The organism is Zobellia alginiliquefaciens (genome assembly GCF_029323795.1).
Lineage (GTDB): Bacteria > Bacteroidota > Bacteroidia > Flavobacteriales > Flavobacteriaceae > Zobellia > Zobellia alginiliquefaciens.
Window position 1 is genome coordinate 170,290 of the sequence record NZ_CP119758.1, and the last position, 25,719, is coordinate 196,008.

The 25,719-nt window shown below is 37.5% G+C and carries 26 protein-coding genes; 13 read left to right on the forward strand and 13 right to left on the reverse strand.

The window, feature by feature from the left end; translation table 11 throughout:
* Positions 1-48: 48 nt before the first annotated feature.
* Positions 49-1,317, forward strand: coding sequence for a D-alanyl-D-alanine carboxypeptidase/D-alanyl-D-alanine-endopeptidase (locus P0077_RS00795; RefSeq protein WP_276167280.1), 1,269 nt, complete (start codon positions 49-51; stop codon positions 1,315-1,317).
* 28 nt (positions 1,318-1,345) lie between these two features.
* Here P0077_RS00795 and nudK read toward each other — a convergent pair whose 3' ends face one another.
* The 6 genes from nudK to P0077_RS00825 all read right to left on the reverse strand — a co-directional run bounded on the left by nudK (position 1,346) and on the right by P0077_RS00825 (position 5,799).
* The gene (gene nudK, locus P0077_RS00800; RefSeq protein WP_276167281.1) at positions 1,346-1,933 is read right to left on the reverse strand and encodes a GDP-mannose pyrophosphatase NudK; all 588 of its coding nucleotides are present in this window, start codon (positions 1,931-1,933) and stop codon (positions 1,346-1,348) included.
* A gap of 56 nt (positions 1,934-1,989) precedes the next feature.
* Positions 1,990-2,409, reverse strand: coding sequence for a response regulator (locus tag P0077_RS00805; protein ID WP_276167282.1), 420 nt, complete (start codon positions 2,407-2,409; stop codon positions 1,990-1,992).
* A gap of 97 nt (positions 2,410-2,506) precedes the next feature.
* Positions 2,507-3,163 (reverse strand): DUF2461 domain-containing protein, encoded by a 657-nt coding sequence (locus P0077_RS00810; RefSeq protein ID WP_276167283.1) that lies wholly within the window; start codon positions 3,161-3,163, stop codon positions 2,507-2,509.
* A 59-nt stretch (positions 3,164-3,222) separates the two neighbouring features.
* Complete coding sequence (locus tag P0077_RS00815) at positions 3,223-4,020, reverse strand: TIGR00266 family protein (protein ID WP_276167284.1); 798 nt, start codon at positions 4,018-4,020, stop codon at positions 3,223-3,225.
* A 194-nt stretch (positions 4,021-4,214) separates the two neighbouring features.
* A complete protein-coding gene (locus tag P0077_RS00820) occupies positions 4,215-5,105 on the reverse strand; it encodes a DUF6268 family outer membrane beta-barrel protein (protein WP_276167285.1) in 891 nt (296 codons plus the stop codon).
* Between the two features lie 238 nt (positions 5,106-5,343).
* Positions 5,344-5,799, reverse strand: a complete 456-nt coding sequence (locus tag P0077_RS00825; RefSeq protein WP_276167286.1) for a DUF4442 domain-containing protein — start codon at positions 5,797-5,799, stop codon at positions 5,344-5,346.
* A gap of 133 nt (positions 5,800-5,932) precedes the next feature.
* Between P0077_RS00825 and P0077_RS00830 the strand changes: the two genes are divergently transcribed.
* The 9 genes from P0077_RS00830 (at position 5,933) to P0077_RS00870 (ending at position 13,706) form a co-directional block, all read left to right on the forward strand.
* Positions 5,933-6,412 (forward strand): DUF4870 domain-containing protein, encoded by a 480-nt coding sequence (locus tag P0077_RS00830; RefSeq protein ID WP_276167287.1) that lies wholly within the window; start codon positions 5,933-5,935, stop codon positions 6,410-6,412.
* Entirely contained in the window at positions 6,412-6,864 is a 453-nt protein-coding gene (locus tag P0077_RS00835) for a nuclear transport factor 2 family protein (RefSeq protein ID WP_276167288.1), read from the forward strand. The genes P0077_RS00830 and P0077_RS00835 overlap by 1 nt, the downstream gene beginning before the upstream one ends.
* Positions 6,865-7,081: 217 nt before the next feature.
* The gene (locus P0077_RS00840; RefSeq protein ID WP_038239293.1) at positions 7,082-7,411 is read left to right on the forward strand and encodes a PadR family transcriptional regulator; all 330 of its coding nucleotides are present in this window, start codon (positions 7,082-7,084) and stop codon (positions 7,409-7,411) included.
* A gap of 53 nt (positions 7,412-7,464) precedes the next feature.
* Positions 7,465-9,312 carry a PspC domain-containing protein gene (locus P0077_RS00845; protein WP_276167289.1) on the forward strand — a complete coding sequence of 616 codons (1,848 nt, stop codon included), beginning with the start codon at positions 7,465-7,467 and terminating at the stop codon, positions 9,310-9,312.
* A 127-nt stretch (positions 9,313-9,439) separates the two neighbouring features.
* Entirely contained in the window at positions 9,440-10,171 is a 732-nt protein-coding gene (locus P0077_RS00850; RefSeq protein ID WP_276167290.1) for a head GIN domain-containing protein, read from the forward strand.
* Positions 10,172-10,334: 163 nt separating this feature from the next.
* Positions 10,335-11,348, forward strand: coding sequence for a dipeptide epimerase (locus tag P0077_RS00855; RefSeq protein ID WP_276167291.1), 1,014 nt, complete (start codon positions 10,335-10,337; stop codon positions 11,346-11,348).
* The gene (locus P0077_RS00860) at positions 11,345-12,388 is read left to right on the forward strand and encodes an aminotransferase class I/II-fold pyridoxal phosphate-dependent enzyme (protein WP_276167292.1); all 1,044 of its coding nucleotides are present in this window, start codon (positions 11,345-11,347) and stop codon (positions 12,386-12,388) included. The genes P0077_RS00855 and P0077_RS00860 overlap by 4 nt, the downstream gene beginning before the upstream one ends.
* A gap of 351 nt (positions 12,389-12,739) precedes the next feature.
* The gene (locus P0077_RS00865; protein WP_276167293.1) at positions 12,740-13,186 is read left to right on the forward strand and encodes a hypothetical protein; all 447 of its coding nucleotides are present in this window, start codon (positions 12,740-12,742) and stop codon (positions 13,184-13,186) included.
* 70 nt (positions 13,187-13,256) lie between these two features.
* The gene (locus tag P0077_RS00870; protein ID WP_276167294.1) at positions 13,257-13,706 is read left to right on the forward strand and encodes a hypothetical protein; all 450 of its coding nucleotides are present in this window, start codon (positions 13,257-13,259) and stop codon (positions 13,704-13,706) included.
* A 66-nt stretch (positions 13,707-13,772) separates the two neighbouring features.
* Here P0077_RS00870 and trxB read toward each other — a convergent pair whose 3' ends face one another.
* A complete protein-coding gene (trxB, locus tag P0077_RS00875; RefSeq protein WP_276167295.1) occupies positions 13,773-14,738 on the reverse strand; it encodes a thioredoxin-disulfide reductase in 966 nt (321 codons plus the stop codon).
* A gap of 255 nt (positions 14,739-14,993) precedes the next feature.
* Here trxB and P0077_RS00880 point away from each other — a divergent pair, with 255 nt between their 5' ends.
* The gene (locus P0077_RS00880; RefSeq protein WP_276167296.1) at positions 14,994-15,692 is read left to right on the forward strand and encodes a LytR/AlgR family response regulator transcription factor; all 699 of its coding nucleotides are present in this window, start codon (positions 14,994-14,996) and stop codon (positions 15,690-15,692) included.
* 13 nt (positions 15,693-15,705) lie between these two features.
* Here the strand turns inward: P0077_RS00880 and P0077_RS00885 are convergent, their stop codons facing one another.
* Positions 15,706-16,551 (reverse strand): universal stress protein, encoded by an 846-nt coding sequence (locus tag P0077_RS00885; protein ID WP_276167297.1) that lies wholly within the window; start codon positions 16,549-16,551, stop codon positions 15,706-15,708.
* Between the two features lie 259 nt (positions 16,552-16,810).
* Here P0077_RS00885 and P0077_RS00890 point away from each other — a divergent pair, with 259 nt between their 5' ends.
* Positions 16,811-17,515: a LytR/AlgR family response regulator transcription factor gene (locus P0077_RS00890; protein WP_276167298.1), complete on the forward strand. Its 705-nt coding sequence runs from the start codon at positions 16,811-16,813 to the stop codon at positions 17,513-17,515.
* Between the two features lie 52 nt (positions 17,516-17,567).
* On the opposite strand, the gene galK is transcribed toward P0077_RS00890, so the two are convergent.
* The 3 genes from galK to P0077_RS00905 form a co-directional block, all read right to left on the reverse strand.
* Positions 17,568-18,695 (reverse strand): galactokinase, encoded by a 1,128-nt coding sequence (gene galK, locus P0077_RS00895; RefSeq protein WP_276167299.1) that lies wholly within the window; start codon positions 18,693-18,695, stop codon positions 17,568-17,570.
* Positions 18,696-18,707: 12 nt separating this feature from the next.
* Complete coding sequence (locus P0077_RS00900; RefSeq protein ID WP_276167300.1) at positions 18,708-19,856, reverse strand: formylglycine-generating enzyme family protein; 1,149 nt, start codon at positions 19,854-19,856, stop codon at positions 18,708-18,710.
* A gap of 145 nt (positions 19,857-20,001) precedes the next feature.
* A complete protein-coding gene (locus tag P0077_RS00905; protein WP_276167301.1) occupies positions 20,002-21,342 on the reverse strand; it encodes a Gfo/Idh/MocA family protein in 1,341 nt (446 codons plus the stop codon).
* A 495-nt stretch (positions 21,343-21,837) separates the two neighbouring features.
* Here P0077_RS00905 and P0077_RS00910 point away from each other — a divergent pair, with 495 nt between their 5' ends.
* Positions 21,838-23,082, forward strand: coding sequence for an MFS transporter (locus P0077_RS00910; protein WP_276167302.1), 1,245 nt, complete (start codon positions 21,838-21,840; stop codon positions 23,080-23,082).
* Between the two features lie 127 nt (positions 23,083-23,209).
* Here the strand turns inward: P0077_RS00910 and P0077_RS00915 are convergent, their stop codons facing one another.
* Positions 23,210-24,232: a glycoside hydrolase family 43 protein gene (locus tag P0077_RS00915; RefSeq protein ID WP_276167303.1), complete on the reverse strand. Its 1,023-nt coding sequence runs from the start codon at positions 24,230-24,232 to the stop codon at positions 23,210-23,212.
* 29 nt (positions 24,233-24,261) lie between these two features.
* On the reverse strand, positions 24,262-25,716 hold the full coding sequence (locus tag P0077_RS00920; protein WP_276167304.1) for an MFS transporter: 1,455 nt from the start codon (positions 25,714-25,716) through the stop codon (positions 24,262-24,264).
* Positions 25,717-25,719: the final 3 nt, after the last annotated feature.

Sequence of the window (25,719 nt, forward strand, 5' to 3'; positions counted from 1 at the left end):
AATTCTTGTTAAATAGCCGTATAACGGGCGGTCCCAGACTAAAAAAAGATGAAAAAAATTCTATTTGCCTTGGTTATTCTTATTTTTGCAACTAGCTGTAGTTCAACTAAAAAGACCATACAAAGGTCTACGGACAATCTTATTTTATCCGATTTTTACAAAAATCAATTCGTAGGATTGTTAGTTTTGGACCCAGAGACGAAAGACACCCTGTACTCACACCAAAGTGAGAAATACTTTACACCTGCCAGCAACACCAAAATATTTACACTCTTTGCTTCTTTACAATTATTACCAGAAAATGTTCCAGCTTTAAAATACATGGTAGAAGGCCGTACTTTATATGTTCAGGGAACGGGAGACCCTTCTCTCCTCCATCCGCATTTTGAAGACCGTACAGCTTTCAATTTTTTAAAAAATTATAATACTATAGTTTTTGACCTAAATAACTTAGAAGACGAAAAATTAGGTCAAGGTTGGGCGTGGGACGATTACCAATATTACTACCAACCAGAAATAACCGCTTTGCCACTTTACGGGAATGTTACAAGTATCTCAAATACAAACGGACTGAACGTAACCCCAAACCTATTTAAAGAAAATGTGGTGCGTACATGGTATAAACAAAACCGAGAGTTGGACCATAATACCTTTTACTTTTCACCGTCTCGTAAGGACACTATTGAAATTCCCTACCGAACAGATTCTGTTTTGACCAGGCAATTATTGGAATCCGCACTGAACAAAAAAATTACTTTGACCAAACAACTTATTCCCGGCGAAAAACAAATACTTTACGGACAACCGTCTGACTCCCTGTATGTGCGAATGATGCACGAAAGTGATAATTTCATTGCCGAACAGTTGCTAGTTTTATCATCTTCAATCCTTTCCGATACGCTGAGCGGCAAAAAAACAAGGAAGTATATTCTGGAAAATCATTTAGCAGACCTTAAACAGCCACCTAGATGGGTGGATGGTTCCGGGCTTTCACGCTACAACTTGTTCTCACCGGAATCTATGGTTACCATACTTAACAAAATGTACCAAAATATCCCAAAGGAACGCCTGTTCTCCATTTTTCCGGAGAGTGGCGTTTCAGGAACTCTTGAAACATGGGATTATGATGGAGGGTTTCCGAAACTCTACGCCAAATCCGGAAGCTTAAGCAACAATTATTGCCTAAGCGGATACCTCATCACCAAAACAGGAAAAACATTGATTTTCAGTTTTATGAACAATCATTATCAGCAACCCACCTCTGAAGTAAAGAGGAAAATACAAAATGTACTCCGCCAGATAGCAGATACCTATTGATAAAATCTAAGGTACCTATGAAAAGCAACTATGGCAATAGTAACTTGTGAACAGCGGCATATTGTAACAACAACATGGTTTTTGCATCTTTGATTTCGCCGGAAGCTATCATGCTCATAGCCACATCAAACGGATATTCCAAAACTTCAATGTTTTCGGTCTCATCTTCCGCTCCGCCACCATCGCCTATTTTCATCTTTTCCTCGTAAGCACCAACAAAAAAGTGAAGTATTTCAGTAACCGAACCCGGTGACATATACGATTCAAAAACTTTTTTTACGTTTTCAATCTGATAACCTGTTTCTTCTTCCACTTCTTTACGAATACAATCCTCAGGGTTATCACCATCTAAAAGACCTGCGCAGACTTCGATCATCATTCCGTCACTATTCCCGTTTACATAGGTTGGCATACGAAATTGACGGGTGAGTACTACAGTTCCTTTTTTCTGGTTGTACAATAAAATTGCAGCACCATTGCCACGGTCATAGGCTTCTCGTTCTTGAGTTTCCCAAGAGTCATCTTCTTTTTGGTACTCATATACGTATTTGTTAAGAGTGTACCAATTATCAGATAGTACCTCTTTCTTGATATTTTTTATTTTACCGTTTTTCACTGAGAATAATATTTGGGTCTGCAGAAAACTTAACCCACACAATTATGAAATAAAAATTATTGGGCTTCTTCCTTTTCTCCAAATATACGACCCAATGCCCGTTTAGAAATAGGTTTATCAAAATAACCTTTTACTTCAGGGTGCTGAGATGCCCGCTGCCTCTCTTTGGTGCTCAAAAATGCGGATAAAATATAAACATGTGTAGTTTTTATATACTCTGGCATTTCTTCAAGTTTTTCCAGAAACTGCCAGCCATCCATTTTTGGCATCATTAAATCCAGTAGAATAATATCGGGAAGTTGTTCGTCTCCTTCAAAACTATCGGACAAAACTTTAAGCGCAACTTCGGCGCTATCAAAGTCTACAACATGATATGGTTTATCTAGCTGCTCTATACCATAACGGGCTGCAAACAACGATACCAGGTCATCGTCTATAATCCAAATATTTAGGGGATTAACTTCTTCAAATTCCATATCAGCATTTAATATAGTAAGAAAAATCTTTCAAATCTAAAAAATTAACTCAAACTTGAACTAAAAGTATATAAAACATTTATTTTTTATACGATTTTTACGCTACAGTTACCGCTTTATTAAGATATCTTCTAAAAGGAAGCATTTTTCTGTACACATCAATAACTTTCTTTTCGAAATTATCGCTAAATACTTCATTTGTAGAAAATTCGTGCGCCACGGCAAATGTTTTATTCCGTAGAAGTTCTATGTGCTGATGCGTATTTGAGAACCCTTTTGGGGCTTTTATCAATTTTACATCTTCATAAAGTCCGCCAAAAATTTTCTTGAACGATTTTTGTTCTATAATACCCTCTAAGGTTTCACCATCATAATCAATAGCATCTCGTATACTTTTTAATGTTGAAGAATCGGGTCGCCAAAAGCCCCCTGCCATAATACATCTTTCTATTCCTATTTCAATATAAAAATCACCCGTAAAAGGTCGTTTGTCCAACCCAGCCCCAAAATGGTCCTTATAAATTGGTTTATTTGGGTGAAACATTAAATTATTGTTGATACGGTTTATTCCTTTTTTTCCCGGTGTATCATAATATTCCTCATCAATTTCCGCTAAAACAACATTCATGTGGTCTAGCCACTTAATGAAATCATCGCGTACATCTTTGTACCATTTTCGGTTGGCATCCATCCATTCTTTTGAGTTATTGGAATTGAGTGCCTTTAAAAATTCTATTAGGTTTTTGAAATCCATTTAAAAACTATCTTCAATAAGCATTTTGTTATACGTTATATAATTTGTTATAGGCATTATCAAAATCGATTATCACCGCCAACAATATCACCTAACGTACCTAAAATACTTCCCTCTCCTTTATCCTTACCTCCTCTTGGAATAGAAGCCAATACCCTTCCGGCAAGTCTACTGAATGGTAAGGACTGAATATAAACTGTTCCTGGCCCCCTAAGTGTAGCAAAGAATAGACCTTCGCCACCAAAGACCGTGTTTTTAATACCACCTACAAATTCAATATCATAATCTACGGTTTGGGAGAAACCAACAATACACCCTGTGTCTACCTTAAGAACTTCACCAGCGGCAAGTTCCTTCTTTGCCAATGTTCCCCCTGCATGAACAAAGGCCATGCCGTCTCCTTCTAATTTTTGCATTATAAAACCTTCACCTCCAAAAAGGCCTCGCCCTAGTTTCTTTGAAAATTCAATTCCAACAGATACTCCTTGAGCGGCGCATAAAAAAGCATCTTTTTGGCAAATGAACTTGCCCTGCTTTTCGGATAAATCTATAGGAAGTATTTTTCCTGGGTACGGCGAGGCAAAACTGACTTTCTTTTTACCCTGACCTACGTTTAGAAAAGCGGTCATAAAAAGACTCTCTCCTGTAAGAATTCTTTTTCCTGCGGAAAAAATCTTTCCCAAAACACCCGTTTCTTGGTTGGAGCCATCTCCAAATATGGTATCCATTTTAATATTGGAATCCATCATCATAAAACTACCGGCCTCGGCCACAACAGCTTCTAACGGGTCTAGTTCTATTTCTACATATTGCATTTCTTCACCATATATCTGGTAGTCTATTTCGTGTGCGTTCATATTAAGATGTCTATTTTATTATTCAATATATAAGTAGTACCGCTAACTTGTTTGTTACAAATTACCACCTAAGTTTTAAAATGAACCCAAAAATGAAGTTTATACGAAAGATATATTTACGTTAAGGTATGGTAGCTGGCATTTGTTTCAAAAAAAAATGGCCTCCGTAACAACTCTAGAAATAGCTACAGTATCTAATATATGCTTTTAATATTGGTCTTACTATCAAAGGTATACTTCAAACCAACATTCAGATAAAAACTATTCGATACATTAAAATCGTAAATCTCATTATTGTTGTAATCTTGAATTTGCAAACGGTTGTACGCTGTATAACCGCCTTTTACGGTAGCTCCAAAATTACCCAAGAATGTAACATTATAACCTAGGCCTAATAACACACTTGTTTGTCTTAATGTTCCTGTGTAGTCTTCTTTATACACATCTATGTCATCATTAATGTTTCCGGTAAAACCTGTAAGAGTAGCAAAGCCCTCAAAATTATGATTCGTACCTAACGACCATTTTACACGGCTATCCGGGACACCTATTTTATAGGCCCAAGCTTCATTTATTCTTTTGGTGTAAGCAATAACAGGAATAGGGTAATACAATCCATACGCTATATCGTAAACCGCACCAAACGTCCAAATGCTATTATTTTCTTCGCTATATTTTTCTAAGGTAACCATAGCGTTGAAGAAAATATCATCTGATTTTATCTCGTTCTCATCAAAGTTTGATGCTATTTGTGATTCACCCATTACGTTTAAGGCCCAGTTGGCAGACAATTTTCTTTGGTATTTAAATTGTAATCCAAAAGAATTGAACATTTCTATCTGATCCGTTTCAAAAGGAACTTCTCTATCTACAAAATCGAAACTTGCATTTTGAACGGAAGCACCAATGGCAAGTTTTTCTTTAGCGGTATTCAATACCGGGATAGCAGCTCCTGCCTCTAATTTAAGTACACTGCCCACATCTGAACTCGGAAAAAATTCTGAGTTTATATAAATATCGTCGGTTTCTTGGGCATAAGCGTTATTGGCTACAATTAACAATAAGAGAATCAAAATTTTCTTCATAAAAACACTACTTTATTAATGATTTTAAGAATGGACAAATACCATTCTACACACCATAAAAGTGTTTAAAATTTAAAGTGAAGTCAATCTTAATAGATCTGTACGACAACGGTATAGAGCAAAAGCATTATTTTGTCTACCAACCTAATTTCATTTGGTTATTGTTAGGAATTGAGGACTGAACTATGGGAAGCCATTAATTATAATACCAATTTTGATATGAGCAGTCTACCATACACTACTTTTTTATTCTAATTGTCCACTCAAAATTAAAAGTAGACACCACTACCCCATCTTCGTTTACACCAATAGACTTCATCCAAAAGGCTTGTCCTTCTCCTGTGGCTATGGTTTTATCTATAGCCTCTTTTATAAGATGCCCATCCTCACAAGTAAAGGTTATTTTACCTGTTGCCTTTTTAGAAAAATTGGCATTGTTATTAGCCACAAGCATAGATATTTTCTTTCCGCTTTCTTTAATCTGAGTGATAACCATAGCGCCCGTACTCAACTCCGCGGCCATTCCTTGTACGGCCCAAAACATACTTCTAAACGGGTTCTGGTTGAACCATTTATGCTTTACAGTCACCACTGCCAGCTTATCATCTATAGAACGTAAGCGTACGCCGCTCCACCATGCAGATGGTAATTTAAAGAATGTAAATGTGTTGAATTTGCCCGCAGATACTGCCATTGTCTTATATAATTTCTCTAAATGTATTGATTTTTTTTGTTTCTACAATTGTTAATATAATGTTAATATTTAGTACTTTGTTTTGCATAGTACCTTCTTTTAGACATATATTTGCATAAGAAATTACTAAGCCATGGAAAGTACATTAGCAAAACACGAAAGAAATTTGGCAGCATTGCTGCATGCATCGGCCTTTTCTAAATTCTTTATTCCTTTCGGAAATTTCATTATTCCGTTGGTCTTATGGTCGGCTAACAAAAAAGACTACCCTTTTGTAGATTACAACGGAAAACAGGTTTTAAACTTTCAGATTAGCCTACTGCTCTACTCTATTGTGTTGGGCGCTATTAGTATACCATTATTTGTAGGTTTTTTTCCTGAATTATTCAGTAGTAGTTTTTTTGGTTTTAATCATTTGAACGATTATAACAATTTGAATATCAACTTTAGTGATGTTTTTAGCTTTAGCTCTTGGTTGTTTCCATTAAGTATTGCCGGGCTTGCGCACGGAGCATTATTCATTGTTAACATTGTTTATACTATTCAAGCCGTTATTCACACCAATGAGGGAAGAGAGTTTTCTTATCCTATTACTATAAAATTTCTAAAATAATGAAATCCTCAACCGTCATATTCATCATTGTTCTCATTTCCGGTATTTGGGGAACGTCAGCTCAATCTACTGCCCATGAGCAATTAAAGGAGACCATAATTAAGCTAGATACAGAATACTTTGATGCGTATAACTCTTGTGATATGGAAAAACAAGCTGAGATGTATGCAGAAGACCTGGAGTTCTATCATGATAAAGGTGGACTATCCACATCAAAACAAGATTTACTGGAAAGTTTGGAGAAAAATATTTGCGGAAAGGTAACAAGAGAATTAGTAGAAGGTAGTATTGAAGTTTACCCTATAAACGGGTTTGGCGCGGTAGAAATAGGTTTGCACAAATTTCACAACAATCAAGAGCCCAATGCCATTTCAAAGCCTGGAAAATTTATTATGATATGGCAAAAAACAGAATCTAATTGGAAAATCACGAGGGTCATCAGCCTTCATTAATATAGAAACAGGTACTCATCACACCCTGGTCAAAAAGGAGTTTATTCATCAATCTAATTATTCTGAATTTGCAAAAAGGGTCTCACTAATCACGGGGCAATAACCAATAGCAAGCTTGGGGTAGTAAAAAACGAACAATCACTCTATGCAGCGTACTATTTACGAACAGACACGTTCCCCCAACTTAAAGGAACTGCATAAAAAGCAAAAGGAAATTATGAATGTAGAAAATACAAAAGCACAAATGCGTAAGGGCGTTTTGGAGTACTGTATTCTGTCTATCCTAAACGGAAAAGACAAATATGCCTCTGAAATTCTCGGAACGCTAAAAGATGCGAAAATGCTTGTGGTAGAGGGTACTATTTACCCTTTATTAACCCGATTAAAAAATGCGGGATTACTTAGCTATCGCTGGGAAGAATCAACCTCTGGCCCTCCAAGAAAATATTATGCATTGACTGAAACCGGAAAACTTTTTCTAAAAGAACTGGACAGTACTTGGGACGAACTAAGAACAGCAACTAATTTGGTAACCAACAATAAATAACCTAAAAATTACCTGTAACCTTATTAAGTGATTACAGAACAAAAACAACTAATATGAACAAAACTATAAATATTAATCTAGCGAATATGCTCTTCCATATGGATGAAGATGCATATAACAAAATGCAGCGCTACCTAGAGTCCGTAAAGCGCTCTTTTGCCAACACACCCGGTAGCGATGAGATACTGGCAGATATTGAGGCGCGTATTGCAGAACTGTTTCATGAAAAACTGGACAATGAACGCCAGGTCATTACCCAAAAACAGGTAGACGAAGTCATTGCCATTATGGGTCAGCCAGAAGATTATATGGTGGATGAGGATATTTTTGAAGATGAGCCAAATACTCAAAAGAACTATTCTGAACCTAGAAAATCCAAAAAGCTATACCGGGATACGGAACACAAATATGTTGCCGGGGTGTCTTCTGGTTTAGCGCACTACTTTAATATAGACCCTCTTTGGGTACGTTTGGTCTGGGTTCTTTTGACCATTGGTTCTTCGGGTGGATTCATTTTAATCTACGGCCTACTTTGGTTATTGATACCTGAAGCCGTTACTACGTCGCAAAAATTGGATATGCGGGGGGAGGACATCAACATCAGCAATATAGAACGCAAGGTCAAGGAAGGCTTTGATGATGTTGCCCAAAAAATTAAGAGCGTCAATTATGAAGGTGTAGGTAACAAGGTTAAAAGTGGTGGACAGTCATTTTTTGACACCCTGGGAGATATCATCATGTTTTTCTTCAAAATCTTTGGAAAATTTATTGGTATTCTCTTGATCATTATAGGTGCTGCTGCCATTATTGGTCTCTTTATAGGGATGATTACCGTAGGAATTGCAGATATGGTTCATGTACCTGGTATTAATATGTATCATATTGTGGATGCCAGCGATATGTCTATATGGCTAATTTCTCTATTAGGTTTTTTCGCCATAGGTATTCCATTTTTCTTCCTTTTGTATTTAGGATTGAAAATCTTGGTCAACAACCTAAAATCTATTGGAAGCATTGCTAAATTTTCATTGCTAGGCCTTTGGCTGATATCTATAATACTATTGATTGTTTTTGGGATAAAACAAGCTTCTGCTCGGGCATTTTCTGAATCTACCGTAACAACGGAGAATATTCATTTCCCAACCACGGTAGATACTTTAGAAATCAACTTGGAATCCTATAACCGAAAGTTCCGCAATAAGCGTAAAGTTGAAATGGGCAACGGAGTTACCATTAGTAGAGATGCTTCTGGAGAAGAGGTACTGGTGTTAGACGAGGTAAGTTTCTATCTAGAAAAATCAAAAGATACGATCACTAGAATAGAGATTATAAAAGAATCCGATGGTTCATCCTTTGAGGAAGCAGAAAAATTTGCCGAAGCTATTAACTATAGTTATAAGGTTGAAAACAACACCTTGCATCTGCAAGACTTTTTGACAACCGCTAGAAAGAATAAAATGATGAACCAAGAGGTTCGCATCAACCTTTATATTCCAGAAGGCACTGTTTTAAACTATGTAAATGATAGCGCTTATAGATGCTGGCGTTTCCATATTCAAAACGATAGAAACTTAGACGCCTGTGAAATAAGCGATTTTACTTGGAAAATGGGTTCTGACGGAGAATTAAAATGCTTAGAATGTCCAGAGGTTGTTGACGAGGACGATGATGATTTTGATGATGACAATAACGGAAGAAACAAAATCAAAATTAACGAAGACGGAATTGATATAAATATCCAAGAAGATGGCGAATCTTTTAAAATGAAGATAGGTGAAGGTGGTATTCAAATAAATGCGAACGAGGCGGGCTCTGATGGTAAAAACCGGATAAATATTGATGAAAACGGAATTGACATTGATGTTGATGACGACCGGCCGGAACAAGAAAACAGCATATAAATCTAGTAATTTTCAATTCTTAACACCGGTGTAATCAATTCAGTATCAAAATATGACGTTTGAGTCTGAAAATCTGGTGGAAAATTAACTAATAGCTCAATTTTACATCAATCTTAAAACAACAATCATGACAACATTAATTCGTATTGCAATAGCATTTTTAGTAGCGCTGTTCTTATCCTCTTGTGGGTTTGACATTAACATTGGCGACTTTGGCACTGGGGAGAAAGGCAATGGAACCGTGGTTACGGACACTAGAGAAGTTACGGACCAATTTACAGAAGTATCCGCTTCTGAAGGCCTATCCGTTTATGTAACCCAATCAAATGAATTTAATATAAAAGTTGAGGCAGATGAGAATATCATAGACCTTATCGCCACGGATATTAAAAACGGAAAGTTGCGTATTCATGCCACTAAAAATATTGGTAACGCTACCAAGAAAATTTTTGTTTCCCTACCGGTAATTTCAGATTTAAGTGCTTCCAGTGGATCGCAATTAAAGGTGGAAAATACGATTGAAAGTGATTATCTTGAGTTAGATGGTAGTAGCGGAGCCCAGATATATGCAGAAGTTGTTGCAAATGCTATTGAAATAGATGCCAGTAGCGGTGCCCATCTTACTATATCCGGCAAAACTAATCGTGCCGATGTTGGTGCAAGTAGCGGTGGTAATATCAATGCGAAAAATCTTTCTACCAAAACTTGCACGGCAGATGCCAGCAGTGGAGGGAACGTAAAAATTGAAGTTTCGGAAACCCTCGTGGCAGACGCCAGTAGCGGTGGTCATGTAGCATATTCAGGTGCTGCCGAAGTACAAACTAAAAAATCGGTATCAGGTAAGGTATATAAGTACTAAAATCAAAAAACAAGCAATCCATAAATACAAGTTGTCGAATTTTCGGCAGCTTGTTTTTTGTTTATAGAGGCATTAGCGTTAATCTTTTATCGGTTTCAAAAAAAAGAACGGAGAAACCTATAAACCCTTTTTCTCTTTTTATATTAGTAAAAAGAATTGGAACATGCAGTTAGATTTAAAAAAATACGTTTTAGCCCTAAAACACACCTTTAGTATAAGTCGTGAATCCCACGATTTTCAAGATACCCTTATCGTTGGCCTTTCTTTAGATGGACAAACCGGTTACGGCGAAACTACATCAAACCCTTACTATAAAATTACCGTTGAATCTTTAACGGCCGAAATTGAAAAAATAAGGAGTGAAATTGAAGCTTTTCACATAGACCATCCTGAAAAATTCCATGCTTTTTTAACCACAAAAAACTTATCTAATTTTGCCATTTGCGCATTAGATCTTGCTGCTTGGGACCTATATGGAAAACTCCAAAAGAAACCACTTTATGATATATGGGGTACCGGCAATTCTTCATATCCCATAACCAACTACACCATAGGCATTGCTCCCGTTGAAAAAATGCTGGAGAAGATGAACGAAATGCCATGGCCCATCTATAAAATAAAACTGGGCACCGAAGATGATGTGGCCATAGTACAAGAGTTACGCAAGCATACCAATGCTATTTTTAGAATTGATGCCAATTGTGCATGGTCCGCAGAGGAAACTATTACCAATGCCCCCATCTTAAAGGAATTAGGTGTTGAGTTTCTAGAGCAACCCCTTAAAGCCGATAATTGGGAGGGCATGGAAAAAGTATTGCACCATAGCGCACTTCCCGTAATTGCCGATGAAAGCTGTATTCTAGAAACTGATGTTCAAAAATGTGCGTTGCACTATAGTGGCATAAATATTAAACTAACAAAATGTGGAGGCATTACCCCTGCCCTACGAATGATTGCCGAAGCCAAAGAAATGGGAGTTAAAGTAATGATAGGCTGCATGACGGAATCTACAGTTGGCATTTCTGCCATAGCTCAATTGGTACCTCAATTGGATTATGTTGATATGGATGGCCCTCTATTGCTTAAAGACGACATTGCAGATGGCGTAAAAATACTGGCGGACGGAAAACTTGTTTTTCCAAAACTGAATGGAACCGGTGTTACTTTAAGATCATGAGCCACTACATTGACACATTTCCGGGAAGAAAAATTAAGCTTAACGGAGTTTCTCACCTTTATTTTGGCGGCACCTCTTATTTAGGCCTTCAGACCGATGATGATTTTCAGAATTTATTTATAAATAATATTAACAAATACGGCACCAATTATGGCGCTTCAAGAAAATCGAATATTCGTCTAAGGGTGTTTGACGAGGCCGAGAGTTATTTGGCCAATTTAGTAGGTAGCGAAGGATGCATAACCTTATCTTCAGGATATTTGGCAGGTCAGTTTTTAGCTCAGGCACTCAACACAAAACAGCATCATTTTTTTTACGCCCCAAATACACATTCCGCTCTATATCAAACCATAAAAAAACCATACACTACTTTTGCCGCACTGAATATTGCCATCCACGAGCATTTGGCATCTAGCAAAACTACGCCCATAGTGTTTTTGGACAGTATTGATTTTTCAGGATGTAATTACCCTAATTTTGAAGCCCTAAAAGTTCTTCCCCTTGAAGATGTTATTTTAGTTGTAGATGATTCTCATGGTTTGGGAATCGTGGGAGAGAATGGCGGTGGCGTTTATTCCATTTTATCTAAGTTAAAAATTAAAGAACTTATTGTTTGCGGGTCATTGGGCAAGGGTTTTGGGGTTCAGGCAGGTGCCATCTTTGGTACGGGCGAGCGTATCCACTCTTTAACCGAGACCTCTTTTTATGGTGGTGCAAGTCCGGCAACACCGGCTGCTATGGCCACACTTGTAGAGGCCGATATTATTTACGATATAAAAAGAAAGCGATTACAACGAAATATAGATCACTTTTCTAGGCACCTGAAAAAGCGAAAAACATTTCATTTCATGAAGGGGCATCCCGCATATACTTTTTCGGACGTACAATTAACCGAATACCTTGAAGCCAACCGAATTATCGTTACCAGCTTTCCCTATCCGGATGAAAGTGCGCCGCTTATGAGCAGAATCGTATTGAGCGCCGCCCATAAAAAAAAGGATATTGAGCACGTATTACATTGCATCAATATCCTTCCTTAGGAATTTTGGTCAATTTTTAATCCCTATCCCACCAAACAGGGTCTCCTATATCTTTGGTTACCGCCTCAACCTGTTCACCGTTTCTGGTTTGTTCCGATGCAGGGTACTGAGCTCTTCTTACCCATTCTCCATTTTTCGTTATGTCCTACGGGCAATTCCAAGCCTATAAACACATTGGGGTCAAAGTCATATCAATTTACCCAACCCGTATCTCACAAACATAATCATACCCTAACACGAACAAAATTATGTTGAGAATACCACATTTTTTTGTTACAAAAAATACGATTTTCATAAAATTTGTTGTAACTTATTGGTACAAAATAGCTTATCCATTTAAACTACACTACTATGAAAAATCTACTAGGATTGGCATTATTGATGCTTCTGCTCATTTCCGCAACGGGAACTAAATCCGATACTTCTGAACTCCACCCTTCGATAGAAGGAACCTGGGAATTGGTTAACCGCTACAACTATGACGGTGAAAACGTTACCGACACACTTACTCCAGAGAAGGGATATAGCCAAATTAAAATGTTCTATAACGGTAAAGTTATGTGGACACGGTATACCCCTAATAAAACGGTAGAGTGGTTCGGTTATGGTTCTTACGAAGCCACAGATCATACTTTAACCGAAAAGTTAGAATACATGTCTGCTTCAATGAGAAAAATAGCGAATGAAGACATGGAATGGAATATGGAATTGCAATTGGACAACAATACGTATACCCAAATATCACTGGACGAAGATGGTGGACGTATTGCTTCTGAGAACTATCACCGTATCGATTAAAAAAGCTCCTTAGATTTAATTTAAATCGATCTTACAGAATCTTTTATGATAACCTTAAAAACACTTGGCAATGAAAAAAATAATTACCGTAATCTGTGTTTCTTTCTTACTTGTTTCCGCTGCAAAATATGAAGTTCCGGAAGCTACCTATCACCCTACTATAGAGGGTACATGGGAATTGGTCAGTCATTATAATTATAACGACGGTATTCATCCCTCAGATACATTATTGGTTGCGGACGGGTATAGACAGATTAAAATGTATTACAATGGCAAAGTAATGTGGACCCGTTACGTACCTAACGATTCCGTGGAATGGTTTGGATATGGTTCTTATGAAACTACAGATAGTACGCTCACTGAAAAGCTAGAATATATGTCCGCCTCAATGAGGAAAATCACCAATGCCGATATGAAATGGGAAATGGAACTTCAATTGGAAAAGAATAGATATAGTCAGATTTTTAGAGACGAAGAAGGAAACAGAATAAACTCCGAAAACTACAGACGTTTAGATTGAAAATCTAATGAAATAAAAAAAGCTGCATAATGCAGCTTTTTTTACTCGTAATGTAATGTATAACCCTTAAACGGTTTCCTGTGGAGCTTCTACAGTTGCTAAATAACGCTCAGCATCCAACGCGGCCATACAACCTGTTCCCGCAGCAGTTACCGCTTGGCGGTACTCTTTGTCTTGGGCATCGCCACTAGCAAAAACACCTGGCTTATTGGTTTTCGTAGATTTGCCCTTGGTTATGATGTATCCCGTTTCGTCCATATCTAACTGACCTTTGAATATATCCGTATTTGGCTTATGACCAATAGCTATAAAAAGACCTGTGATAGCAATATCTTCTTTTGCCCCGGTTTGGTTGTTCACCATTCGCAGGCCTTCTACAACTTGTTCTCCTAAAACCTCATCAACCTCGGTATTATACTTAATCTCTACATTGCTTAAGCTTTCTACACGATGTTGCATAGCTTTAGATGCACGCATATAGTCCTTACGCACTAACATAGTTACCTTATTACAGATATTAGCTAAATAAGACGCCTCTTCTGCAGCAGTATCTCCTGCACCAACAATAGCCACATCTTGACCTTTGTAAAAGAATCCATCACAAACGGCACATGCGGAAACTCCTCCTCCACGTAAACGTTGCTCACTAGGAATATTCAAATATTTTGCAGAAGCACCAGTAGAAATAATGATACTTTCCGCTTCTATAGTTTTATTATCATCAATAGTCACTTTATGAATACCACCTACGGTATCGCTTAACTCAACGGCAGTTGCCATGCCAATTCGGACATCTGTACCAAAACGCTCTGCTTGTTGTTGCAACTGCACCATCATACTAGGGCCATCGATTCCTTCTGGATATCCTGGGAAATTATCAACCTCCGTTGTAGTGGTCAATTGTCCTCCAGGTTCCATTCCCGTATACACAACCGGTTTTAAATCTGCACGAGCCGCATAAATTGCTGCCGTATAACCTGCAGGTCCCGATCCTATAATCAACGTCTTTAGCCTTTCTATTTTATCAGACATAATCAAATCCTCTTTTTAAATAGTTAAAAAACAAAAATAGCCTTTTTGTAAAAAGACCCTTCTAAAAGTTATTAAAAGTTTTATGTATTGGTCGTATTTGTTATTACTACTTACAATGTCCCAAACAGTCAATAAACACAAGGTTTTTAAGATAATCCCACATAGAACAGAATACGGAATTAACAAAAAGTAGTTGAAAAACCAAACCCTAGCTATACCGGTCTCGTAAATACCTATTGAAAAACACGGAGAACTATGGATGATTTAATATTGACATGTACAATTATAGAAGATTCTCCCGTTCACAGCAATGAACTGGCAAAGTTAATTGAACAACACCCTAACTTAGGTTTAAAGCATATCTATAAAAACGCAATAGAGGCTAAAAACAATAGGGCAAATAAGGATATAGACCTTATTTTTATTACTGTAGAGTTACCCTTGATTACTGGTTTTGATTTAATCGAAACTTTTACAGAGAGTCCGCAAATCATAATGGTCAGCAGCAAACCAGATTATGCTTTTAGGGCATTTGATTATGATATAACAGATTACCTATTAAAACCCGTTATGCCCTCAAGATTCCAGAAATCTATTGAAAAAGTAATACGCACCACTCAATTAAGTTCAAACCATAAAGATGAAGCTCATTTTTTCGTAAAAAGTAATTCTAGAAAAGTAAAAATCAATTATAAAGATATAAAATGGGTAGAAGCATTGGGAGATTACGTAAAACTGGTTACGGAAAAATCGAATCACGTGGTATTATCATCAATGAAAGCTTTTGAAGAAAAACTGCCCCACTCACAATTTATTCGCATTCATAAATCATACATTATAAACTTAAAAAGAATAGAGAAGTTTAACAACACCATGGTAGAAGTTGAAGGCAAAAAGATAACTTTAAGCAGAAGCAGGAGAGATTCTTTTATGAGCGCAATTGGAACCTCGTAAAAACTAAAGATTTTTAATCAGTTACAGGGACCACTAAAAATGGTACTTCCACACAAAAACTTACTTTTTTGATAACCGATTCCCTCATAATACTTCCAAAAAAGTCCTGATCATGCTTGATCATAGTCAAAAAATCGATATCCAACTCCTTTAAAAAAAACTGAATGCTCTTTGTTTTACTCGTGAAATTGGGCATCCAGTGGTAATTAGGATTAAATGCTTTTAAGTAGGCATCCAATGTATTTCTATTGGACCCCTGAATTGAATCCAACCGTTTCTCCTCATTTATATGCATAATGTGCATTGATGCACTAAAACGCGTAAGAACCTGTTCTACCGGTGCTAAAATATCTGCGGAGAAATTTCTTTTGTAATTCGTAGCTAAAGCCAGTTTTGCGGGCTTTTTATAAAAACATCTTTCCGGAATAACCAATACGGGACATGTGGAAACTTTTAAAACACTCATGGTCCTAGTTCCTAAAAATATGGACTTTGCTCCCGTAGCTCCTTGTGTGCCCATTACAATTATATCTATTCCCTCTCTGGAGGTAACCTTTAACACCTCAACCAACAAAGATTCTAAGGCTATATGCGTTATGAAACTATGTTTCTCATTTTTATTTAAATTCTCTATTTCACTACAGAATTCATTTATATGGGTTTCGGTTTCTGATTGCCAATTGTCCCCAAGTCCAACATGTGCTGGTGATCCCAAAAGGTAATCAACCCTATAAGCTACAGGGGTATAAGCATGTAACAAGTAGAAAACACATTCCACATCTTTATAAAAATGCAGGGCGTAATCTATAGCATTTCTAGAATTTTCAGAAAAATCTGTTGGTAAAAGTATTTTTAGCATGACTTTTGATTTGTCTTATAAAAATATAACCATCTAAAGAAAAAAAACATGACATTTATCAGTTTACCGCTTAATAATTGCTGATTTTTAAAATCATTCCTTATTTTAAGAAGGCCTTAGAGCCAATAAATTTTTAAACTATATATTTGTAATCACTAACCTATTTTTTCTGGCCCCACAACTGTAAAAAGAAGGTGATTAATTAATAAATATTTAACCTCATTAAGAAGTTATATACTTTTTAAAAAATCCTCTTATTATGAACTCTGTAAAATTAACGTGTGTAGTAATAGACGACTCTAAGACGCAGCGCACGGCAGTTGCAAAACTTATAAACAACCACATCAATCTCCGTTTTATTGCAGACTACAAGAACGCTGTGGATGCTCAAAAACATATGGGGGAAAACAACATTGACCTCGTTTTTTTAGATATTGAAATGCCCCTTATTAATGGGTTTCAATTTATAGACTCTTTAAAGAACCGACCACAAATTATTCTCATATCAGCCAAAGAACAATATGCCATGCAGGCCTTTGATTATGATGTAACGGATTATCTTCTTAAGCCTATTGGGCAAGAACGTTTTAATACCGCCATTAAAAAAGCGCTCCAAAACAATATTGAAATTGAAGAAAACGAGGACGACTATATTTTTGTAAATAGCAAACTAAAAAAAGTAAAATTACCTCTTGGTGATATAAAATGGGTTGAAGGCCTAGGTGATTATATTAAAGTCATTACCGATGAACAGAACATTTTAATTCTGTCTACCATGAAATCTTTCGCGGAAAAACTTCCGGAAGACAGATTTCTAAGGGTTCACAAATCATACATTATAAATCTTGATAAAGTGGAGAAGTTTAACGGCTCGCAGGTTGAAGTATGCGGACATTCAATTCCACTAAGCAGGCACAAAAAACTCGCATTAGAAGACGCCCTATTGAATTCACAGGCGCACTAGTCTTCTCTTTTCCAAAAAAACAAAAGGCCGATCTTAAGATTGGCCTTTCTACTTATATTATTGTTGTTCCGCCGCTTGGCCGCACCTCAAAAGCTTCCAGTGTAATATCAAACTTATCTTTGTATGCCTTTGTAGCCGAGCTTACAAAGTCTCCTACGGCACTTTCGTGTACAATATTCAACGTACAGCCACCAAAGCCACCGCCGGTCTGTCGCGCTCCCAAAACTTGATTGTTATCTTTTGAGAAATCTACCAAGAAATCAGATTCAGGGCAACTGACTTCATATTCCTTACTAATGCCATCATGTGCCATATAAAGTAACTCACCTACCTCTTTAAGATTGTTTTGTTTTAAGGCTTCTACCATCTTTAACACCCTATTGTTCTCTTTTACAATAAAAGAACATCTATTGTATACTATAGGGTTCATGTAATCTTTGGAAGCAAGAAGCATTTCTTCATCAACGTCCCTCAATGATTTTACGCTGGGATATTTCTGTTGTATTACAGCTACACCTTGCTCACATTCTTGCTTACGGGTATTATATTCACTAGAAGCTAGGTTATGGGAAACTTTAGTATTAAGAAGGATTATTTTATACGGATATAGGTCTATAGGAATATGTTTGTATTCTAAAGAACGACAATCTAAAAGAATAACATTTCCGGCCTCGCTCATTACCGAAGCAAATTGGTCCATTATACCACATTGCGTTCCCACGTAGGTATGCTCTGCGGTTTGAGAAAGCTGTACCATTTCTATCTTGGACAAGCCCAAATCAAACATCTCATTAAGACCAAACGCCAACCCACATTCTAATGCCGCGGAAGAACTAAGTCCTGACCCTGTAGGCAAGTTACTCTCTACCACACAGTCAAAACCCCTTACCTTATCCGTTCGTTTTGAGATTTCATTCAATACACCAAGAATGTAATTCTCCCACTCTACCTTGCTAACGGCTACTTTATTCAAATCAATTTCAAACCCCGTATCATACGTTTTACTGTATACGTGGCATTGGTTATCAGAACCGTTCTTTTTAAAACTAAAGGTGATGTTTTTTTCTATAGCCGTTGGCAATACATACCCCATATTATAATCCGTATGTTCACCTATAAGGTTAATTCTACCTGGCGATGAAATGACCAACTCTGGCTTAAAATTATTTAAAAATTGCATAAGGGAAATTATTTATTTTGAATTACGAACCATATCAGGTGTAGCAACAGTTCTAAAACCCAAATGTTCTAATGATGAATCTAAACTTGTGGCCATACGGGAAGAGACCCTATAACTGGCACAGTAACTGGCATTACATAAAAACGAACCGCCTTTCATTACTTTTTCTCGGGCATACGGATCTCTTTCATTATAAGCTTGGTCAGCTCCTACCGGATTTTTTGCTATAGGATAAGTGGCATTTACCTCTTTATAATAATTTGTGTTGTACCAATCATTTGTCCACTCCCATACATTTCCTGCCATATCATATAAACCAAAATCGTTTGCAGGGTATGATTTTACCGGTGCGCGAAGGCCAAAACCATCTGTCTCAACGTTGGTAACCGGAAACTCACCTTCCCAAGTATTTGCTTTTTCCGATAATTTGGTATCCTCATCGCCCCAATAATAAGTAGTGTTCAAATGATTACCGCGAGCAGCACGCTCCCACTCCGCTTCGGTCGGCAGACGTCTGTTAGCCCACTCACAATATGCTAAAGCATCTTCATAAGCAATGTGAACCACAGGGTAATTTCCTTTTCCTTTTATAGAACTGTCAGGCCCGTTTGGATGTTGCCAATCGGCACCGATCGTCCAGCTCCACCATTGCGAAAAATCATATAAATTAGGTACGGAACTCTTTGCTTGCTTAAAAGTTAATGAACCCGGTTGCATGATACTATCATGAGGTTTTGGAGTTCCTTCAGGAAGTTGTTTTTTCATTTCCTCCCAATCTATTTGGCGCTCCGCAACAGTTTCATAACCCGTTGCTTTCACGAATTTCCTAAAGTCGTCGTTGGTAACCTCTGTAACATCCATGAAGAAACCATCTACCGCAACTTTATGTGCCGGTTTCTCATGCTCCATTGCCCCTTTATCTTGAGGCACCGCACCTTGCGAAAATACAGCTCCGGGAACCCAAACCATACCTTCAGGAGCAGATACATCCGTTGGCTTTTCTTTTATAACCGTAGTATCCACCTCTACAGTTTTGGGAGCTTCTATTTTTTCGGCAGATTGAACTACTTCTGTTTTTACTTTCTGAGATTTATCTTCCTTACACCCTATTGACAAGCAAAGAAGTGCCGCAGAAGCAAAAAGTTTAATTGTATTATGCATAATTCTATTTCAAAAATGGAAAACAAAGTTAAACCTATTTTCCGGTTAACCACTATGTTAGAAACGTGAGGTTTCTTTAAAAAAATGGAAACAAAAAAATGTCCCCGAGATTACGGGGACATAAGTATTATCTAGTCATCTTAAATTAAATTACGACTGTTTCCCCAGGTTTTGGAATGTTATAAGTACCATCTGCATTAGGCTGAACAGGAGCAGGAGAATCCCATGTTAATTCGTCCGGTGCCAAATCTATATTTGACTGCATGGCCTCATCCCATTTGATAACTTTACCTGAATATGTAGCCATTCTACCAATAATAGCACTCATGGTACTTTTGGCCCCATTTTCGGCATCTGCAATTACGCCTCCATTCCTAATTGATTCAAAAAGCTTCACATGCTCTACCTCATATGGGTTTGGATCATCTTTACCTCTGTGCTCAAATATAGCGTTACCGTTCCAATCCGTTAAGGTAGCTGTATCTCCTTTAGTATAAACCGTACCTTTTGTTCCCTGGAAAAATTCTGAAACCTTACTCATAGTTTCCGGTTGGTGACGACATTGACTAGCTATTACGGCACCACTGGGATAAGTATATTCCACAAAATGATGATCATAAATTTCACCATGGTCTTTTCCGTTACGGACTTGTCTACCTCCCATACCTTGCGCAGAAATAGGATATTCACCAACAAACCAGTTTGCGACATCTATATTATGTATGTGCTGCTCTAAAATGTGATCACCGCACAACCAATTAAAGTAGTACCAGTTTCGCATTTGATATTCAAGCTCGCTTTGCCCTGCTTGACGCTCACGAACCCAAACTCCGCCACTGTTCCAATACACTTGCCCAGAAACAATTTTACCGATGGCATCTTTTTTAAGGTGGTCCATCGCAGCCAAATAACTGTCTTGATAATGTCTTTGAAGACCTACTACTACATTTAACTTATTCTCTTTTGCCTTTTTTGCCGCAGCTAAGACCTTACGAACACCTGGTACATCTGTTGCAACTGGTTTTTCCATAAACACGTGCTTGCCGTTGTTTATAGCATATTCAAAATGTTGAGGACGGAAACCCGGAGGTGTCGCCAAAATAACCACATCGGCTAAATCCATAGCTTTGTTAGCCGCATCAAAACCAACAAATTGATTCTTTTCTTTTACGTTTATTTTTTTGGTCTCACCCATGGCCTTAGAAATGTTCGCCAAGCTTCCTTTTAAGCGATCTTCAAAGGCATCTGCCATTGCCACCAATTCTATATTTTCATCGGCATTAAGTGCTTGTACCGCAGCACCAGTACCGCGACCTCCGCAACCTACCAACGCCAATTTCAACTTTTTGTCTCCTAATACATTAGCCATACCACTCATTTGTAGGTTAGGCAATAACATAGCTCCGCCGGTAAACAATGCGGTGTTCTTTACAAAATCTCTTCTTGATTTTTTGATCATACTGGTTTTGGTCTTGTTTTCTTTCATTTTCTCAATATTTCTGGAATTATTTGTAGCACATAATCTTTCTATAAAGCAGGTGTGAATATAAAAATAATAAGGCAACTTATTAGGTAAAAAATTACGTTTTTCTCACTTTGCCTCTATCAATTTTATCAAAGAAATATAATATTGTTAATTTTTATACCTCCCTCTGTGGAAGCGCATATCTGTATCCCAACCTCTGTTAATTAACAGCGATTAAGAAAGAGTCCACTCTTTTTCACACTTAAACACTTGACTTTTGGCACCTTGAAGGTAACATAGTTAATTTAAATAAGTGTATATTTAACACATGATTAATTGAAAAAAGAAATTATCAGCTCTTTTTCGGGCTTTTTAATAGGATGTACATCTTTGTTAAATTCCGATTTTTTTTATCAATTACATATTTTTGATTTATCTTTCGTTTCGATTTTCGCAATAAATATTTATCAAATGTTACTTTTACGAATCTCAGCTTAAACAACAAACCAATATTTTATGGAAACAAAAACAAATGAAATGGCCTCAAACGCCAATAGACTTTTTTATGCAAGTTGCTTTGCTTTAATTACAACCGCATTCTCTTTTAGTATTAGGGCCGGTATTCTTCCTCAGTTAGGAGAAGAATTAAGCTTAAGTGGTGAACAATTAGGTTTCATAAATTCCATGTGGTTTTTAGGCTTTCCGTTGTCAATGGTCATAGGCGGACTCATTTATCATAAAGTAGGCGGAAAAGCAATTATGCAATTCGCTTTCTTTGCACATGCCGTTGGTATAATCATGACTATTTACTCAGGAAGTTATACAGGTCTTCTTATCTCAACCCTATTAATAGGTTTAGGAAATGGCTGTACGGAAGCTGCTTGTAACCCAATGATCGCAGATGCCTACCAAGGAAACAGAATGAGTACCATGATGAACCGTTTTCATATGTGGTTCCCAGGTGGTATTGCTATTGGTAGTCTTATCTCTAGCTTTATGACCGATATGCAATTTAGCTGGGAAACTCAAATATGGTTGATTATTATACCAACCTTAATCTATGCCTATTTATTTTTTGGACAATCTTGGCCTAAGGCCAAAGTGGAAGAAGCCGCTACTATTGGAGGAAACTTTAAAGCGATGCTTTCCCCCCTATTCCTTTTTATGTTAGTATGTATGGCATTGACAGCTATATCAGAGTTTGGACCGAACCAATGGGTAGGTCTCATTCTTTCCAAAAGTGGTGCAAACCCAATGATTATTTTAGCACTTACCGCAGGATTAATGGCTGTTGCCAGATTCTTTGGCGGAAATATGGTAGCGAAGTTCAATCAGACGGGAGTTCTATTAGGCTCTGCTGTTTTAGCAACCTTAGGTATTTATATGTTCAGTACACAAACAGGTGCAATGGCGTATGTTGCCGCTATTTTCTTTGCCTTAGGCGTTGCATATTTCTGGCCTAACATGATTGGTTTTGTTGCTGATAAAATTCCAAAAAGTGGTGCTTTAGGGCTTTCTATTGTTGGTGCCGTAGGGATGTTCTCCAGCTCTATCTTTCAGCCTATTATTGGCGGATGGATTGATTCCGATAAAGCAAAAGCCGCTGCGGAAGGTTTTACTGGTGATGAGCTAGATTTGGTTTCCGGTCAAGCTACTTTATTAACGATGACCATATTCCCAGGTATTCTAATCGTACTTTTCACCCTGCTTTATTTCTGGATGAAAAACAGAAAAGAAAATCCGGAAGCGGAAGTCGCATAGATTACCAAATCCAGAAGATATTTTAAAAGCCCGATGTTATATCGGGCTTTTTTTGTACTTAACAATTTAGTTAACAGCGCTCCGAACTGCTCTTCTTGCCTTTTATTTTATTTTTTGCCCATATGCTTCAACCATTCTCATAGGGATCTAAAGTAACAATGCTTCCGTCCGGGTTATAGGTGATTTCGGCAACTTTTACGGATCTTAAATGTGTTACCCCTTTAGAGAGGCTAGAATCATGGTAAAACAAATACCATTTACCATCTACCTCACATATGGAATGATGAGAGGTCCAACCTACAACAGGATTTAAAATTCGCCCTGTATATGTAAACGGACCGTAGGGATTATTCCCAATGGCATAACAAATAAAATGTGTATCTCCTGTGGAATAGGAAAAATAATATTTGCCGTTATACATATGCACCCAGGAGGCTTCAAAAAAGCGCCTATTATTATCAATTTCTAAGAGAAGGTTTCCGTTTACGTCTAAAATCTGGACCTCTTTAGGTTCCTCTGCAAACTCCAACATATCATCGGTCAATTTTGCTACAATAGGCAATAAGGCATGTTCCTTGGGCTCTGGCATTTCATTAATTTTATCGTATGTATTGTTCCGATATTTTTGAAGTTGTCCTCCCCAAATTCCTCCGAAATACATATAGCAGCATCCGTCCTCGTCCTCAAACACAGCAGGGTCAATGGAGTAGCTTCCTTTTATAGCTTCGGGCCGAGGCGTAAAAGGTCCTTCTGGAGCATCGCCCACGGCAACACCAATTTTAAAAATCCCATCATAACCTCGTGCCGGAAAATATAAGTAGTATTTCCCATTTTTATGAGCTGCATCAGGAGCCCACATTTGCTTTTCTGCCCAGGGAACATCATCTACATGAAGGGCTACACCATGGTCGATTGCTTCATCATTTATTCCATCCATCGAAATAACATGGTAATCTTCCATTGCAAAATGACTTCCTAAATCATCAAAAGGTATCTCCGATTCAATATCATGTGAGGGATAAATATATATTCTTCCATTAAAAACATGAGCTGAAGGATCTGCCGTAAATATATGTTTAACCAACGGTTTGGAAATAGCATTCTCATTCAGTTTATCAAAATCAATATGTTCTATAGATTCTTCTGGCATAGGATTTACTTTATTGTTTTTGGATTAACTTATTCTATTCTTCGCTGTTTTAGGTCTATTTCTATTTGGGTTTCCATCTGTTTGTTTATTTCATAAAGAAATAGCAACCCTATACCCAATAAAAATGGAATTGCCGGATAAATACTAACCAGCATTTTTGTGCCATAAACCGCACTTTCTGGTTGCCTAACCAATTCTCCCCCCATAGCTTCTTTAGAAATATAACCGTATGCACCTAAAATGGACGTAACCAAAGCGCTACCTATACTCAAACCTCCTTTTAAGCCTACCATCATTGCCGAAAAAATTATAGCTGTAGCTCTTCTGTTAGTTTTCCATTCAGAAAAATCCGCAACGTCGGCAATCATAGCCCACAGCAATGGAATGGTCAACCCATAAAAAAATCCATGAAAAATCTGAGCTGCAAATATGAGTCCCACAAATCTGGGAGCGAGGAAATAAAAGAAAACAATAAATAGCGTTGATAGAAAAAGTGCCACCATAAACACATCTCTTTTTCCATACCTATCTGCAAATCTTTTGGATAAGGTTATACCAAAAATCATAAATATAATTCCTCCTGCATTAAAGAGACCAAATCCTGCAGAAACCGGATTCTCACCAAAAAAATTGACACCAATAGATTCCAAGCCATTAATAATGGGTTGTATAAAGTGCGTCAAACTTTCTTTGTCCACATAGTTTTCAAAATAATAAACATAAGCCCCACCTTTCATTGCCAGGGTTACAAACACCAGTGTAGTGAGAACCAACATAATAATCCAAGGTCTATTCTGGAATAAATCGCCCAAGTCCTCTTTTAATGTAGACTTTTGATCTGGAGTGGGCACTACCCGTTCTTTGGTTGTCAAAAATGTAATAATGAGCATTACCGTACCAATGACGGCTAGCCAAGTCATTACAATTTCTATACCCACCGCTTTATTGCCATTCCCCACGGATTCAATTATAGGAAGCATGAAAACTTGCACGAAGAACTGTGCCAACATCACAGCTACAAAGCGGTAGGCAGATAAGCTGTTTCTTTCGCCCATATCACCTGTAATGACTCCGCTTAATGCGGAATACGGCAAATTATTGGCAGCATACAGTAGTAAAAGTAGAGAATAGGTTACTACGGCATAAATGACCTTTCCTTTATATTCAAAATCTGGTGTGCTGAACGCCAGTAAGGCAACAACTCCCAACGGCACAGCAGTATATAAAACCCAAGGTCTAAACTTACCCCACTTTGACGTAGTACGATCTGCCAAAGCCCCAATTATAGGATTGAAACCAAAGGCCGCAACAAGGCCTACGGTTAATATAATTGCAGATGCATGACCGGTTTCAAGTCCGTATATATCTGTATAAAAGTAAGCCAGATATGTCATTAAGGTTTGAAAGACCAAATTTGCGGATAGGTCTCCTAGACTATAGCCAATTTTCTCCCTAACGGATAATTTTTGAGGTTTTGAGTTCATAAA